Genomic DNA, 15,495 nt, shown 5'->3' with positions numbered 1-15,495 from the left:
AGTAAGATTTTTTTATATTTAATTATTCAAATGACATGGTCATGAAAGACACCACCCCATTCGACTTTGAACGCTTCAAAGGGGAAGCCATGCAAGGTCTTTACAACGGCAACAGCTTATCGCCCAATGACGGGGTCTTAGCCCCCTTGATGAAGCACCTGCTCGAATCCATGATGAACGGAGAGCTAGAGAACCATCTACAGGAGGACAGGGCTTCCGGCACTTCCAACCGCCGCAACGGCAAAACAAAAAAGACGGTCCGAGGCGTGAACACAGGCACATTTGAGCTTGAATCTGGGCGCGATAGAGCTGGGACATTTGAGCCCAAGGCAGTCCCCAAGCGCCAGCTCATCATTACCGAACAGCTAGAAGGCCATGTCCTGAGCATGTATGCCAAAGGGATGAGCACGCGTTCCATAAGCGATTTTATCCGTGAGATCTACGCTATGGATATTTCTGCCACAGAGATTTCCCGCATCACAGAAAGTGTGATGCCCGCTGTCAACGAATGGCGAAGCCGTCCCTTGGAAGCTGTTTATCCCTTCGTATTCCTAGACTGTATGCATTATAAAGTGCGCCAGAACGGTACGGTCGAATCCAGGGCTATCTATAATATCTTAGGAGTGGGAATGGATGGGCGCAAAGACCTGATCGGGCTTTACAGCTCAGAGAACGAAGGGGCAAAATTCTGGCTTTCGGTCCTCACAGACCTGAAGCAGCGCGGCGTGGAAGATATCTTGATTGCCTGCATCGATGGATTGAAAGGATTTCCTGAAGCTATCGAGGCTATCTTTCCAAAAACAAAAATCCAGCTGTGCATCGTGCACCAGATCCGCACGAGCCTGCGCTATGTTACTGAGAAGGATAAAAAGGCAGTTATCGAAGACCTAAAGCCGGTTTATAAAGCTGTCAACCAAGAGATGGGCTATGAAAACCTGCTTGCCTTCGAAGAAAAATGGGGCAAGAGGTATCCGCTGAGTGCAAGATCGTGGCTGGACAACTGGATCAACCTCTCCACTTTTTTTGAGTACGATGAGCAGGTGCGCAAGATCATCTATACCACTAATCCGATCGAAGGGATCCACCGCCAGATCCGGAAAATCACCAAGACCAAAGGTGCATTCAGTTCTGAGCAGGCCCTTATGAAGCTGATGTTCTTGATAATAAGGGATATCTCCAAAAAATGGACGATGCCGATGCACAACTGGGGCTTGACGATATCCCAGCTTTATATTAAATTTGGTGATAGGGTCAAGCTTGATAGAGGCTTTTAGGTTTAGGTTGATTATCCAATGACACAGTTCGAGTTACACTCCCATGGCTTTTTATCGGTTATTGTCCTTATGACTTTAATTGCAGGTTTTTCTGCTTTATCGATTAGTACAGATCATAAAATTTCTTCTTCAATCTTACTTGCAATGTTGACCGTTTGGAGCTTTGGATTAGGATTGGTTTTATATTTCTTTAAAACAGCGATAAGTAGATTTGCGATGCCGATCATTTGGGCTACAACATTATTGTCCACTATTTTCTTAATATCCAATTATGGGCGTTGGCTTGCTATATATAGCATTCCGATTTCTTTGCTTTTTTGTTACTTCCGAATGACTTCCGGCAACCCCAAGAATACATGTTACCTACCATTAATAATCAATTTATTTTATTGTGGGATTCTTTGTTTATTTTGTTTAAAAATGGGATTATTGAAATAAATATGCCCAACAAGTCACGAATAATCTTGAACTTTTCGAACAGAGACTTTTAGTTTTTAAGCTTTGATTGATACTGTGCAACTTCATTTGGATACTATGCCGTCTAGATTTAGTTTCTTCAAATGGTTGTAGAAGTTTCCTAAATAAAAGCTTATTTAAAAAATCCCATTAACCAATCAAATCGGTCATATAAAAGAAAAATAACAAATGCGACAATGACAAATAACACCCTATTTTTGTTTAATTTAAATCCGAACTTATTTTCTTGCATAAATTTATGGTTAATTATCTAAATATAGTGAAAAGATATTTAGCATCAAAATGTATTGCTATGTTTATCGAATGTTCGGTTGTAAAATTGGTATTAATTTAACATATAAAAAAGCAAGAATTGAAACAATTTTGTCTGGATAGGAGGTGGTACACTGGGTGACATTTATGCTATGTATTCCCCTCGTTATTCGAAAGGTTTTAATTTTATGAAAGGATACGGTTGACTACAAAGCAGGATTTTTTATTATAGAGATATTATCAACCTTTAAGTAAAAATTAAGTTGTTTTCTCTAGAAAAAAATAGATATCTTTATATGATATAAAGTGGGTGACAACGAGCTTGTTGGCTTATAACGGCACTAAAATTCATTTCGTGTTAAGAAACTGTTGACCATAATATTTAGAAGATACTATATGTCACTTAAATTTTTATCTTGTTTCTGTTTTATTTAAGTTTTACTACGGTTGCTTATCCACAAAGTAAAACCAATCTTACCATCGAAATTGATTCTTCAGTGGTAGGGAATGTCCTAATTGATTTCCAAGATGGAATCAATCAACATTTTTTAACTGATAGTTTATTCTATAAGAAAAGTTTTGTTTTGCCATTAAGTGGTCCTTACGGTCTTTTATCGATACAATCGCCGCCAGATAATTATATAAGCTATTTAGTTAATGGGAAACCGGGATCCCTAAAAGTCGTATCTGATGGGAAGGCAGGTTTTAAGATAATTGACCAAAGAAATATCGTAAATCCCTTCGATACCATAGAAAATAAAATATTTAAAGAATTTCTTTCAGCGGCCAAGCCAATCAACATAAAATTAAATCGATTTTACCAAGATAACAGCCTTGATAAAGTAAAAACTACTGACTCATTAAAGTCTATCCAAATTAATCTGATTAAATCAATAGACTCCATTAAAATGGTGGTTTTTAAAAAGTATCCCAATGAATATTTTTCCTATTTTATGTCTAAGAATTTGCTTGAGTACGCTGTCAATACTTCTGATAACTTCGATTACTTGACGTTGTTGCGTTCATTCTTCGTTGAGACTTTTCCCGATAAATTTATAAAAAATATCGAGGCTGTTCATTTGTTAGAAAAGATAGATATCAAACTTGGTTTTCTTAATAATGAAAATGATATTTCAAAGTACTTATTTACGGACGATAACAACAATCATTTTAAAATCGGCGAAATAAATAGCGATTATATCCTAATGGATTTTTGGGCAACCTGGTGTCCCACGTGTATGAAGCAATTACCGATAATTGATTCAATTAGTAAAAATTATCATCCATCCAAGCTACAAATAATAGGAGTTAATGTCGATAGGAAATATTTAGATTTTAAAGAGGCTTCGTCTCTGCTGTCCAATAATTGGATTCACGTAGTTGACAGTAATTCAAGAATAACGAGATTTTTAAATATAACCAGCTTTCCTAAGACAATTTTGTTTGATAAAAATAGAAATGTGATTTACAGAGGGTCTGTACTAAATGATCTACATAAACTATTAAACGAGATTGTAGATTTAGATGAAAAGAAGACTGAGTAATTGAATACTTGCTTAGCTGTAACTTGTTGTGCAAATATTGAAATACCAAATACGCTATTTACGTAGTATTCTTCCATATCCATATAATATAAAAATCCAATCAATCCAATTTATATAAGTTCGAAGTAGGAACTTGGCGAATGAAAAAAAATACAGAATATATAAGTCCACAGACTATCTTAAATTGCTTTTTTGGGCGCATGCCGAAAATAAATGTTGTTATTCTATAACCTCTATCTCCATAAAGGTTTTGTTATTGTTGGTAAATACTAATGGAAGATATCCTCGATAACCCCTAGGTTTACGTTGGCCTGATAGCACAGTTACATAAACTACGCTGTATAAATTGTGGCTAGAAAAGGAAGGATCATTCATTACCTTATACAATCCTTTATTCTTAATTTCATAAGTAATCTTTATGCTGTAAGTCGTCCTGTCGTCATTAAATCTTGTTTCGGAGCTTACCAATTTAAATGCTTCGTAATCTATGTTAGGTATGTTATTTTGGTCGTAGAAATAGAAACTGGCTAGGGTAGGCTCTTCGAGCTTCTGAAAATCGCTAAGACCGATATCCTGTGGCGTTATTTTTCCTTCTATCGTGATTAATTCGCCTACTTTGTACGATGAACTTGCCGGAGTTAGACCGATCTCTATTTTCTTTCCTTCCAGCCCCTCGAGATCGTAATAAATATAATCATCTTTCTTGCATTGCATAGCAGTGCATACTGATAAGGCTACAAACGAAGCCAACAAAATAAATCTTCTAAAAGCTATATTTACACCCATAATATTTCAATCAAACTGGAATCCCATTTTGCAATTCTTTTGGATAGTTTGCAATGATGTTCCGAAGCATTGTCATCTTCGTTCATTAAATCTCGGAATAATTTTGATAGAATCAAACGCGAAGATGTTATGACATAGCCGAGTTTTAAGTTATTGGGCTGACATTTCTAGTACATGTACACCATCTTCGATAACAATCGTTCGTTCGTTGTTCACAGATTTTTGATTCACTTTTACTAAAGCCATATTCTCAGGTGCTTCGATTGTACTCCTGCTGCCAACAGGTATTGTAACTTCTATCACTAATTTATTTGCAGAAAGTTTCCAGTTTACTTTCACATGACCATAAGGTGTGTCAATCGTCGTATTTGCCCAAGTAAGGCCTTTAGGAATTTGCGGCGATATATAAATATGCCTATATCCTGGATTCTGTTCGTCTACACGAATGCCGCCAATAGCTTGATAAAACCAAGTCCCAATTCCGTTGTAACAGTTGTGAATACGGCTACGTTCACCACTCCAATATTCCCAAGTAGTCGATGCGCCATTATCAATCATGTAAAGATAACCTGGATAGTCTCGTTTTTTTAGCATGCCATACATAAAATTGACTTCATTGTTCTCTATTGCCCACTGTGTTAATATGGGCACACCAACAAGCCCTACCGCTATATGGTTATTGTGTCGCTGATTCGTAATTTTAACTAAGTTGTTTTTGACTTGCTCGTATTTATCGGGCGGAGTTATGCCTAAGAGCATTGGGTAGGCCATATCAAGTTGGGAACCCGTAGCATAAGAATTGTCATTTTGATCGAAAAATGATTGATGGATTAGTTTATTTAGCACAGCCTTCTTCTCTGCATAAAGATTTGCTTCTGTTGGTTTATTTAGAAGTTTTGCGATTTTCTCCATGATTCCAAAACATTCGCTGATCACACCGTTATTTACCAAATCGATTGAGGATTGATTTCCTGAATCTACTCCATGAGGGGCAAGCCAATCGCCCAAAAACCAATCCCGGTATTTAGTGTCTGGCCAACGTTGTAAAAGACCATCTACAGTATACCTCTCGACATAAGAAAGCCATTCTTTCATCATCGGGTAATACCTTTGAATTAAACGAGGGTCGTTATAATTGACGTAAGTGCGCCAAGAAGATAAAATCAGAAAGCTGCACCAATAAGGACCTCCACCTCCCGCACCGGGGTTCGGAGCAACGTGCGGCAAACTGCCACCTTCTCGCATGACGTCGGCCCAAGCTTGTACCCAGTTGCTATACAGAGGAGAGGCATTGAACATCGTTTGAAATGCATTCGTGGATGAATTACCATCGCCACCATAGCCTGCACGCTCTAAATGAGGGCAATCCACCATGTAACCACTGAAGGAAAGTGTACGCATTGTGTACTGAATCATATCATGAATGGCATTCAGGTCGGCGTCAGAAGATTCAAAAGATGAGGTGGATCGGAAATCGGTATGGATTAAGTGCGCTTTAATGTCTTCTTTGTTAGGTATCTGCTTTAGCTTAGATATCTTCACATACTGAAAGGCATGATGGTTAAACTTATTTCTAAACACTTCTGATCCGTTACCTTTCGCAATATAAATATCCTGTTGCCCTTGATCTAAAAAATTCCCTTCTTTATCCAAAAAATCGCTGTATTCAAACACAATTTGTTGCCTGTTGATCAGCCCGTTTAACCGAATTTCAAACCACCCATTGAGTGCTTTGCCCATATCAATTAACCAAGTGCTATCGGCTAATTGTTTAATATCTGTTGCTATAAAAGTCTCTTGTATTTTATTTGCTTCAACCATCTGTGGCGATGCCGTATGCTTAGGGATATCAACTACGGTTACTTTTTCCCAATTTCTAGCATTAAGCGTAGTTTTCGACATGTTCGCTGGATTTAAATTTGCATCTACACGTTCACCGCCAAACTGCAACGCGCGCCATGTACCGGTATCCTTATAACCAGAAGGGGAACCCATCCAAGATGAATCTGTCGTTAACGCGGTTTGCCACTGTTTATTTTTATAAATGTCAAGCTGTGCCTTTACTACCGCTCCATCAAATTGCACATCGAATCCTGTTGTTGTTTTAAACCATCCTGTGCCTAGCCAAAAGACGATTTCGTTCTCACCTTTGCGCAAGTAAGCTGTAACATCATAGGTATTGATAAGCGATCTTTTGTCTAGATGAGAAACGGCTGGAGACAATACATCGTCACCTACCTTTTTTCCATTGATGAATATTTCGTAGTAACCGAGCGAATTAACATGCAAAAACGACGTACCGACGTTGTTTAGTGAGAATGATTTACGTAATAACGGACTTTGCACAGCAGGCAATCCGATGTAATTTCCCTGAATAGTATCATTAGTTAATATCCCGACTCCAAACCTTTGAATTTCACTCCAAGCGGAAGTTTCACCCTTTTCATTCCATACCCGCACCCGCCAATAAGCTAACGAGCGTGAAGAGAGTGGCTTTCCAGAATACGGTATCATTACCGATTCGTCTGACTTAGTTTTACCCGTATTCCATAAATCGGGTTGACGGTTTCTTTTTAAGGTTAGGCTATCCGACGCCACTTGAACTTCATAATATCTTTGTTTCATTTGGCCTTCAGCATACTTGATCTTCCAGCTAAAATGAGGGCGGTCGTTGTCAATAGCAATCGGTTGAATCAAATTTTCACAGCGCAGATCATAAACTGTAATTGGCGTTGTTCTTCCAAATCCTGTCAGATTGAAAACCGCAAAAAATAGAACGATGTATTTCGAATGAAGGGGCATGTTGGTTTTGTATTTGGTTTTACAAATATATTTATGAAAACAGCAATTTCTTTATGGTCAAGGCTGTTGGTAAATAATGTTTAAGTTTTTTGTTTTTAATATATAGATTATGAGTTTGTTACACAAAGAGGATGTTTTTTCTTGGTAGACATATATTTAGAATTCTTATCCCATTTTGTTCTTTATTGCCGATCCTAGTTGCCTCGCGCATAAATTTTATGAACCTGATTGACATGCTCAGTCGATAGCAAACCATTTGTCAGATTTTTTTTGCTTATCTTTCGAACGTTAACTATTTAGATGACCAATTTATAGATATTAGCACCAACTAAGCGTGAAAAAAATTATACTAAGCCTCTTTTTTTTATTGCCGTTTCTCATTTTTGCAGATACAGAGATAGACTCTTTATTAAGGGTATTGGATAAGACGATTTCGGATAGTAAAGTTTACACAACGCTTAAGGAAGTTAAGATCGAGCAAATAAAAAAGAAGCTCAACAAAAATATCTCGCTGGAAGATCGTTATGGCGTCAACGATCAGATCATATCTGAATACCAATCCTTTAAATGCGATTCAGCATTGGTTTATATAGATCAGAATATTAAAATTGCTAAGCAGCTAAACAACAAATCATACCTCGATGAGAGTAGATTAAAGTTGGCATTTATTCTATCGCTATCTGGTCTATTTACTCAAGCATTAGAAGCTTTCGAAACTATAGATTACAACCAATTGAAGCAGTATCAGAAAGCATTATATTGTTGGGATTACATTCGATACAATGAAAATTTGATAAAATATACAGATAATCCATATTACGAAGCATTCTACAATGCTGAGAATAGGCGCTATAGAGATAGCTTGATGAATATGCTTGGAAAAGGCACCGATCTGTATTTGAAAGAGCAATCATTTAAGCTAAAAGATGAAGGAGCTTTTGAAGCTTCAGCAAAGATACAAGCAGAATTGTTTAAGACGAACCAGCCAGAAACACATAATTACGCCATGTCCGCAATGGGACTTTCGCAGATTTATCGGGAGCTAAATAACAAAGCACTGGAAGAAAAATACTTGCTGTTGGCAGCAATAACTGACGTAAAGTTAGCCGTCAAAGAAAATGAATCCTTGTTGATATTGGCTATCTACTTACACAAAAAAGGGGATGTAAATCGAGCGTACAACTATATTCAAGCATCGCTAGAAAGTGCCAATTTTTATAACTCAAGATTTCGAAATGCGGTCATTGCTCGCATCCAGCCTATTATAGAAGCTACATATTTGGCAAAAATTGAAGAACAAAAAGGAAATCTACGATTATACGCCTACGCGCTCAGTTTTTTTGTACTCGTTTTAATAGTCGTACTCTATTTTCTCTATAGACAGATTAAAGTGGTCTCAAAAGCAAGAAAAAATCTAAAGCAAATTAACAGCGAATTAACCGTTGTCAATGGTCGATTAGACGAAGCTAATATCATTCGTGAACGCTATATTGGGTATTATATCAATCAGTGTGCAGTATACTTGGACAAACTGGATGACTACCGAAAGCAGGTAAACCGCAAAATAAAAGCAGGGCAGATCGACAGCTTACAAAAACTGACCTCATCTACGCATACCTTGGAAAAGGATGCACTAGAACTATTCAGCCACTTTGACAAAGCTTTTTTCGAGGTTTATCCGACGTTCGTTGAAGAATTTAATGCACTCCTCAAGGAGGAAGAACGATACCTATTAAAAAAAGATCAATTAAACACCGAGCTCAGGATTTTTGCATTGATTCGGTTAGGGATTACGGACGTCAATCAGATCGCTACATTTCTTCGTTACTCTATACAGACGATCTATAATTATAAGAGTAAAGTTAAAGGGAAAGCCCACTCGGATATTGATAATTTTGAAGAAAAAATCAAGAAAATCGGCGCTTTTGTAAGTAACTAGATTCAATTTTATTTACCATTTTAATTTCCTGATAAGCTGTAATATTTTCTTTTACAGCAATTTGTGTTCAATTCATTTTCTATTTGTTTACCAAGAGTTTACTCGCTGCTACAATTAGTCGATTTGCTATATACTTTTGTTTGTGTAGCAGATAAAGGAATAATTCTTAACACAGCATGTGTTTTAGAAAGCAAGCCTTCTCTCTCAGAACCTATTATAAATTTTGATAAACCCTGTATAAAATTTCTTGCTTACGGAAGTAAAACTTGCTGTAACTGAGTTTTTTTATACCAAAGAAAAACTGAAACAATAATTATCGATTATGAATCTAAAATTCGCTAGAACCGTATTTTGCTGTATATGTCTACTCTGTTCGATTGGGAAATATGGGTATGCGCAAAAAATATCCCCTTTCAAAGACAAAGATCGTGTCGTTTTTTTAGGAAATAGCATTACTGATGGTGGGCATTACCATTCATTCATCTGGCTTTACTACAGCACCCGATTTCCGAATATGGATTTGCTAATACAAAATGCAGGTATCGGAGGAGATCGCGTGATCGAAATGGTGAAGCGATTGGACGGTGATGTTTTTAGTAAGAAACCAACGGTCCTAATTACCACTTTCGGAATGAATGATTCAGGCTATTTTGAATACAATGGTTCGGACGCTGAAAATTTTGCGGACAGCAAAGTCAAAGAATCTTTTGAAGCTTTCCAACAGATGGAAGAACGATACAAGAGCTTAAAGCATACTAAAATCGTTTTATTAGGAAGTACACCCTACGATGAGGGCGCACAAATAGAAGGAAATACTGCGTTCAAAAATAAAAACAAGGCGATGTTGCGTATTGTGGACTTTCAGAGAAAATCAGCAGAAGCAAATAACTGGGAATTCTTTGACTATAATGAGCCGATTACAGCAATCAACAGAAGAAATCAACAAACCGATCCGGGTTTTACAATTAGCGGAAATGATCGCATACACCCTGATAATGATGGACATATGGTCATGGCATATTTATTCTTGAAGGCACAGGGATTCGTAGGAAATAAAGTTTCCGAGATTTCTATCGACTCAGAAAATAAAAAAGTTGTTACTGCTTCGAATTGTTCGATTTCGAATCTTAAAGGCGTATCCAAAGGCATTCAGTTCGATTATTTAGCAAATTCTTTGCCTTATCCGCTAGATACCGTAGCGCGAGGTTGGGGTAGTAAAAAAAGCCAGTACGATGCGACGAAAGTTGTACCCTTTGTTGAAGAAATGAATCAAGAGCTTTTGATTGTCAATGGATTAACTGGGCAAAATAAATTGATAATCGATGGGGAAATCATTGGAAACTGGTCAGCGCAAGATTTTGCTAATGGAATCAACTTAGCAACCTTAACTAATACACCACAATATCAGCAGGCGCTGCGCATCATGCATCTCAACGAAGAACGATGGGAACTAGAGCGAAGGTTTAGAGATTATGCCTGGATACAATACAATTTTTTCCAACCTCGCGGAATGCTAGATGCGAACAATAGGCAAGCGATTGAATTGTTGGACGAACATGCTCCAAACGACGGATGGCTTCGAGCCAAGCGAGATCTCTATAGCAAAGCCATGTTTCCAGAAGTGCGGCAAGTATGGCAGGATCAAATAAATGCGTTTCAAGTTGCTATAAAAAAGATTAGCAAACCTGTAAAAAGACATGTCTCCATTATTCCAGTCAACTAACTACTAATTAGATAATAAATCGAAATAAATGATAAATAGACTTAAAAACAGTGGATTGCTGTATATCATGATGTTGCTGACTGCTTGTTCAGGTGTCAGAAATATGGATGAGAATTTGCCTAGCCGATACGTCAATCCTTTTATTGGAGCGAGTACGAGCGTTGGGGCGGCAGAAGTTTACCACGGTTTAGGAAAGACATTTCCAGGTGCTGCTACACCTTTTGGAATGGTGCAGATTAGCCCAAACACGATTACTGGCGGCGACAATAGTCCTGGCTATAGCTACGAACATAAAACGATTGAGGGATTTGCCGTCACACAGATGAGCGGCACAGGATGGTATGGGGATCTTGGTAATTTTTTAATTATGCCGACCACTGGAAAACTAAATATCATTGCTGGTAAGGAAGATGGGAGCATATCTGGATATCGATCGAACTATGACAAGGATACGGAAGTTGCTCGAGCGGGTTATTATTCTGTGAATCTTACGGATTACGGGATCAAAGTAGAAACTACGGCAGCACCGCACAGTGGCATGTTGCGATTTACCTTTCCAGAAAATAAATCATCTCGTATACAAATAGATTTGGCGAGGCGGGTCGGCGGTACGTCTGAAAGGCAATACATCCGCAAAGTCGACGATTACACGATACAAGGTTGGATGCTTTGTACACCTGATGGCGGTGGCTGGGGCAACGGAGACGGTAAGGCTAAATACACGGTTTATTTTTATGCTCGTTTTAGCAAACCTTTAAAAGATTTTGGATTTTGGACTGCAGACATTCCAGATTCTTGGACACGTAAAAGGGAAGAGGTTGTCAGTATTGATTACCTGAACAGAGTAAAAGAGGCTGCAATCGTCACTGGTGAAAATGAGTTGGAAGGCAAACACTTGGGCTTCTACAATAACTTTGAAACACATAAAGATGAAGAGGTGACTATGCAAGTAGGAGTTTCATTTGTTGATATGGATGGCGCAGAGCGCAATTACAAAGCAGAAATTGCCGACAAAACATTTGATGAAATCAGTAGAAATGCAGCGGCTATGTGGGACAAAGATCTTCAACGGATAAAAGTTAAAGGTGGTACAGAAGACCAGAAAACAATATTTTACACAGCGCTTTATCATACGATGATTGATCCTAGAGCCTATAGCGATGTAGATGGTCGATATGTAGGAGGCGATTATAAAATTCATCAGACGACTAATTTCACTAAGCGTACTATTTTTAGCGGGTGGGATGTATTCCGTAGCCAATTTCCATTGCAGACCATTATTAATCCAACGCTTGTGAATGATCAGCTCAATTCGTTAATTACGCTTGCTGAGGAGTCTGGAAATGAATATTTTGAGCGTTGGGAATTTCTGAATGCCTACTCTGGATGTATGATTGGAAATCCTGCTATTTCTGTTCTCGCCGACGCTTATGTCAAGGGTATTCGCGGGTACGACATCAATAAAGCTTATCAATATGCGATTAATACCTCTACAAAATTTGGCAATGACGCATTGGGATATTCTCCTGCACCTCACAGCATTTCGAATACATTGGAATACGCATACACGGATTGGTGCATCGCACAGATTGCCAAAGGTCTTGGCAAGGAGGATGACGCGCTGCGATTTCATATAAAAGGGCAAGCATACAAAAATATATTTGATCAAGAAAAGGGTTGGTTTAGACCTAAAAACGCAGATGGAACCTGGGAGCCATGGCCAGAAAATGCTCGTACCAAGGAATGGTATGGCTCCATCGAATCCAATCCGTATCAGCAAGGTTGGTTTGTGCCTCAAGATGTGCAAGGAATGATCGAATTGATGGGTGGTATTGATAAAGTTCTGGCCGATTTAACTGAGTTTTTTGAAAAAACTCCTGATCATTTCCTGTGGAATGACTATTACAACCACGCCAACGAACCGGTGCACCACGTACCATTTCTTTTCAACCAGTTAAAAGCTCCTTGGCTGACGCAAAAATGGTCGCGTTTAATCTGTGAAAAGGCCTATAAAAATTCCGTAGAGGGAATTGTTGGTAATGAAGATGTCGGACAGATGTCGGCTTGGTATGTTTTGGCTTCGACTGGCTTACATCCAGTGACGCCCGGGAGCACTCGCTATGAGATCACGAGTCCTATATTCGATGAAATTGAATTTCAAATTGATGATAAATTTTTCTCTGGAAAGAATTTCATCGTGAAAACGCATAACAATTCATCAGAAAACGTATACATCCAAAAGGCATTGCTTAATGGTAAGCCATATGACAAGTGTTATTTAGATTTTCAAAATATAGTTTCTGGTGGGAAGCTTGAACTGTTTATGGGAAATGAACCTAATAAAGAATGGGGGCTGAGCAATGATTAAGTTAAGTATACGTATAAGGAGTGTTATCGGGTATTTTTTATGTCTTTCATTAGGGATATTCTGTGCGAATAAATCGTTTGCTCAACAGCCGGATTTGGTGAAATACGTCAATACGTTGCAAGGCACTCATTCTGAATGGTCATTGTCCTATGGGAATACCTACCCGACAGTTGGCTTACCTTTCGCTGTTCATTTTTTCTCAGCTCAGACTGGTGAAAATGGCAACGGCTGGAAGTACAGGTATCAAGATAATACGATTAGAGGATTTCAGCAAGTCCACCAATGCAGCCCATGGATGAATGATTATGCAGTTTTTTCACTCATGCCTGGGGTAGGCGATTTGATTGTCAATGAACATGAACGCGCCCTCAAATTCAGCCATGAAAATGAAATAGCCAAACCAAATTATTATGCGGTCACCTTCGACAATGGCATTAAATCCGAGATAAGTCCGGTAGAGCGCGGCGCGCATATGCGCTTCACTTTTCCTAAGAAGGGCAAAGCGCATCTTGTTTTGGATGGGTACACAAAAGATGCAGAAATCAAGATATTTCCGAAAGAAAGGAAAATCGTTGGTTATGTGAATAATGGTCGATTTGTTCCGGATAACTTCAAAAGTTATTTCGTAATCGTTTTCAATAAAGATTTTCAATCGCATGGCGTTTGGGAGAATGTAGGGGGTAAAGTGACACCTGGAAGCGACTACGACGAAGGCAAGGGAGTCGGTGCCTATTTAGAATTTGCTCCGGGTACACAGGTGGAAGTAAAAATGGCGTCGTCTTACATTAGTCCTGCTCAAGCCGAACTTAATTTTAGCGAAGAATTAGCTGACAACAAGAATTTTGAAGCCACCAAGGCTAAGGCTTATACTATTTGGAATACATTGCTAAATCGTGTATTTGTAGAAGGAGGCTCAGAAGAAGAGAAGGCGACTTTTTACTCCTGTTTGTTTCGCGCTAATCTATTTTCCCGTAAATTTTATGAAATAGATGCCGAAGGGCAACCTAATTATTTTAGTCCGTATGATGGCAAAATTCATGCTGGTTATATGTACACAGATAATGGGTTTTGGGATACTTTTCGTGGGCAATTTCCATTAAGCAATATTTTGCATACTGAAATGCAAGGACGGTACATGCAATCTTTGTTAGACGCACAGCAGCAAGCTGGCTTTTTTCCGACCTGGTCTAATCCTGGAATGTCTGGAGTAATGATCGGTAACCATGCCATATCCTTGTTGACCGATGCGTGGGCAAAGGGCATACATACTTTCAACCCAGATAGCGCGCTACAAGCTTACTACCATGAAGTGACTAATAAAGGACCATGGGGCGGATCCAATGGAAGAGAGGGGTGGCAAGAATATTTTACTAAAGGTTTTATTCCCTACGGCGACATTCATGAAAGTACAGCTAAAACTTTGGAGTATGCGTATGATGATTTTTGCGCTTATCAGCTGGCGAAAATGACTGGCAATACATTTTACGAAGAGGTGTTTGCTAAGCAAATGTATAATTACAAAAATGTGTTCGATCCTGAAGTTAATTTTGTGCGCGGAAGATTAGCCAATGGCGAATGGCGCCCCGATTTTGATCCCTTTGAGTGGGGAGGGCCGTTTACGGAAGCCAATGCTTGGCAATATACTTGGTCGGTGATGCATGACATCAATGGATTGATTAACCTAATCGGTGGAGAGAAGCTTTTCAATGAAAAACTTGATCAATTTTTTACCATGGAGCAGACCATCAATTACGGATCATATAAGCAAGAAATCCATGAAATGCGCGAAATGATTTTGGCGCAAATGGGGCAATATGCTCACGGGAATCAACCTACTCAGCATGTGGCTTACCTTTACAATTTTAGTGCTGAGCCATGGAAATCCCAAAAGCAGGTTCGATTGGTCACTTCAAATTTATACAATGCAACAGAAAAAGGATACCCTGGTGATGAAGACCAAGGGCAGATGTCCTCATGGTATGTATTGAGTGCTTTGGGTATTTATAGTGTATGCCCCGGCACAGATGAATACGTGATTGGTAGCCCAATATTCCAAAAGGCGACTATCACACTTGAAAATGGTAAAAAGTTTATTATCAACGCAAAAAATAATAACGCCGAAAATGTCTATATAAAATCTGCACATCTAAATGGAGAGTCACACGATAAAAATTTTATACACTACACAGATATAATTAATGGCGGTGAGTTAACATTTGAAATGAGCAACACACCCAATTTAAATCGTGGTATAAGCAAAGAAGCAAAACCATTTTCATTAAGCTTAAAGAACTAAACATACCGGTTTTTTTTGTTCAAGATTTTGTAGA

General features: G+C 38.5%; 8 protein-coding genes. 6 read left to right on the top strand and 2 right to left on the bottom strand.

What is annotated here, in order from left to right; genetic code table 11:
* Positions 1 to 41 precede the first annotated feature (41 nt).
* Together C4F49_RS17835 and C4F49_RS17830 are read left to right on the top strand one after the other, a co-directional pair.
* A complete protein-coding gene (locus C4F49_RS17835) occupies positions 42 to 1,274 on the top strand; it encodes an IS256 family transposase (protein ID WP_196937181.1) in 1,233 nt (410 codons plus the stop codon).
* Between the two features lie 1,145 nt (positions 1,275 to 2,419).
* Positions 2,420 to 3,547: a TlpA family protein disulfide reductase gene (locus tag C4F49_RS17830; protein ID WP_196937180.1), complete on the top strand. Its 1,128-nt coding sequence runs from the start codon at positions 2,420 to 2,422 to the stop codon at positions 3,545 to 3,547.
* Between the two features lie 219 nt (positions 3,548 to 3,766).
* Here the strand turns inward: C4F49_RS17830 and C4F49_RS17825 are convergent, their stop codons facing one another.
* On the bottom strand, positions 3,767 to 4,333 hold the full coding sequence (locus tag C4F49_RS17825) for a hypothetical protein (RefSeq protein ID WP_196937179.1): 567 nt from the start codon (positions 4,331 to 4,333) through the stop codon (positions 3,767 to 3,769).
* Between the two features lie 150 nt (positions 4,334 to 4,483).
* Entirely contained in the window at positions 4,484 to 7,135 is a 2,652-nt protein-coding gene (locus C4F49_RS17820) for a family 78 glycoside hydrolase catalytic domain (RefSeq protein WP_196937178.1), read from the bottom strand.
* A gap of 418 nt (positions 7,136 to 7,553) precedes the next feature.
* On the opposite strand from C4F49_RS17820, the gene C4F49_RS17815 reads away from it, so the two are divergent.
* The 4 genes from C4F49_RS17815 to C4F49_RS17800 all read left to right on the top strand — a co-directional run bounded on the left by C4F49_RS17815 (position 7,554) and on the right by C4F49_RS17800 (position 15,461).
* Entirely contained in the window at positions 7,554 to 9,074 is a 1,521-nt protein-coding gene (locus tag C4F49_RS17815) for a DUF6377 domain-containing protein (protein WP_196937177.1), read from the top strand.
* Positions 9,075 to 9,396: 322 nt separating this feature from the next.
* Positions 9,397 to 10,797, top strand: a complete 1,401-nt coding sequence (locus tag C4F49_RS17810; protein ID WP_196937176.1) for an SGNH/GDSL hydrolase family protein — start codon at positions 9,397 to 9,399, stop codon at positions 10,795 to 10,797.
* A gap of 28 nt (positions 10,798 to 10,825) precedes the next feature.
* Positions 10,826 to 13,165, top strand: coding sequence for a GH92 family glycosyl hydrolase (locus C4F49_RS17805; RefSeq protein ID WP_196937175.1), 2,340 nt, complete (start codon positions 10,826 to 10,828; stop codon positions 13,163 to 13,165).
* Positions 13,158 to 15,461 carry a GH92 family glycosyl hydrolase gene (locus C4F49_RS17800; RefSeq protein ID WP_196937174.1) on the top strand — a complete coding sequence of 768 codons (2,304 nt, stop codon included), beginning with the start codon at positions 13,158 to 13,160 and terminating at the stop codon, positions 15,459 to 15,461. The genes C4F49_RS17805 and C4F49_RS17800 overlap by 8 nt, the downstream gene beginning before the upstream one ends.
* Positions 15,462 to 15,495 lie beyond the last annotated feature (34 nt).

The sequence above is a fragment of the Sphingobacterium hungaricum genome (assembly GCF_015210005.1).
Taxonomy (GTDB): domain Bacteria; phylum Bacteroidota; class Bacteroidia; order Sphingobacteriales; family Sphingobacteriaceae; genus Sphingobacterium; species Sphingobacterium hungaricum.
The sequence above is the reverse complement of the archived record's forward strand: the minus strand, read 5'-3'. Positions and strand labels throughout refer to the sequence as shown.

What these genes read in the sequence shown, in the direction of transcription:
- C4F49_RS17835 (WP_196937181.1), top strand. Translation starts at nt 42, where the DNA reads ATGAAAGACACCACCCCATTCGACTTTGAACGCTTCAAAGGGGAAGCC.
- C4F49_RS17825 (WP_196937179.1), bottom strand. Translation starts at nt 4,333, where the DNA reads ATGGGTGTAAATATAGCTTTTAGAAGATTTATTTTGTTGGCTTCGTTT.
- C4F49_RS17820 (WP_196937178.1), bottom strand. Translation starts at nt 7,135, where the DNA reads ATGCCCCTTCATTCGAAATACATCGTTCTATTTTTTGCGGTTTTCAAT.
- C4F49_RS17810 (WP_196937176.1), top strand. Translation starts at nt 9,397, where the DNA reads ATGAATCTAAAATTCGCTAGAACCGTATTTTGCTGTATATGTCTACTC.
- C4F49_RS17805 (WP_196937175.1), top strand. Translation starts at nt 10,826, where the DNA reads ATGATAAATAGACTTAAAAACAGTGGATTGCTGTATATCATGATGTTG.
- C4F49_RS17800 (WP_196937174.1), top strand. Translation starts at nt 13,158, where the DNA reads ATGATTAAGTTAAGTATACGTATAAGGAGTGTTATCGGGTATTTTTTA.